At 65.6% G+C, this 1,087-nt stretch carries 1 protein-coding gene; it reads left to right on the plus strand.

All coding sequences use genetic code 11. From position 1 onward, the window contains the following. Positions 1–51: 51 nt before the first annotated feature. A complete protein-coding gene (locus DMC61_RS40800; protein WP_125695765.1) occupies positions 52–1,080 on the plus strand; it encodes an IS30 family transposase in 1,029 nt (342 codons plus the stop codon). Positions 1,081–1,087 lie beyond the last annotated feature (7 nt).

Here is a 1,087-nt window from a genome sequence, read left to right on the forward strand (position 1 = left end):
CGGCGGTCTCAATCGGTTGTTGCAAGTGGTGGCAGCTGATAGGAGATCTTCATGCCAGGACCCCGGTTGACGTGCGAGGAACGGGAAAAGATCCAGAACGGTCTGGATCACGGACTTACCCAGGACGCGATCGCGAAGGTTCTGGGTAAGTCACCCTCGACGATTTCACGGGAAGTACGCCGCGGGGGTGGACCGCGGTGCTCGCGGCCCGGCACCAAGATCGATGGCCGGCCCCGCCGCTACCGGGCCAGCCGAGCCCAGCGCCTGGCCGTCGGACGCGGCCGGCGCCCGAAAGCCCACCTGCTGGCAGGCACGCTGGCGGCGGTGGTGACCGGTCTGCTGCAAGCGGACTGGTCACCCCAGCTGATCTCCCTGATGTTGCCGAGGTTGTTCCCCGACGATCAGGCTATGCGAGTGAGTCACGAGACGATCTACCAGTCACTGTTCATCCAGACCCGTGGCGAACTACGCAACGAGCTCACCGAACACCTGCGCTCAGGCCGTGACCAGCGCCGGTCACGCACCAGCACCTCCAACCGCCGCAAAGGCCGGATCGCCGGGATGACCCCGATCAGCGAACGCCCCGCCGAGGCCGCCGACCGGGCCGTGCCCGGACACTGGGAAGGCGACCTGATCCTCGGCGCGGTCGGGAAGGGCGCGGTCATCACCCTGGTCGAACGCCACTCCCGATTCGTGTTGCTGGCCCCCCTGCCCGACACCCACAAAGCCGTCGAAGTCCGGGAACTGCTCACCAGCATGATCGCCACCCTGCCCACCGCACTGAAACGGTCGCTGACCTGGGACCAGGGCAACGAAATGGCCCAGCACGCCCAGTTCACCCTCGACACCGGCCTGCAGGTCTACTTCTGCAACCCCCACAGCCCCTGGGAACGCGGCAGCAACGAAAACACCAACGGCCTGCTACGCCAGTACTGGCCCAAAGGCTCAGACCTACGCCACCTCACCCAAACCCACTGCGACACCATCGCCCTCCGCCTCAACACCCGACCACGCCCTACACTCGACCTCCTCACACCCGCACAAGCACTCGACAAAGCACTACTTGCACCAACCAGTTGAAACCGCC

The sequence above is a fragment of the Amycolatopsis sp. WAC 04169 genome, from assembly GCF_003947535.1.
GTDB classification, from domain to species: domain Bacteria; phylum Actinomycetota; class Actinomycetes; order Mycobacteriales; family Pseudonocardiaceae; genus Amycolatopsis; species Amycolatopsis keratiniphila.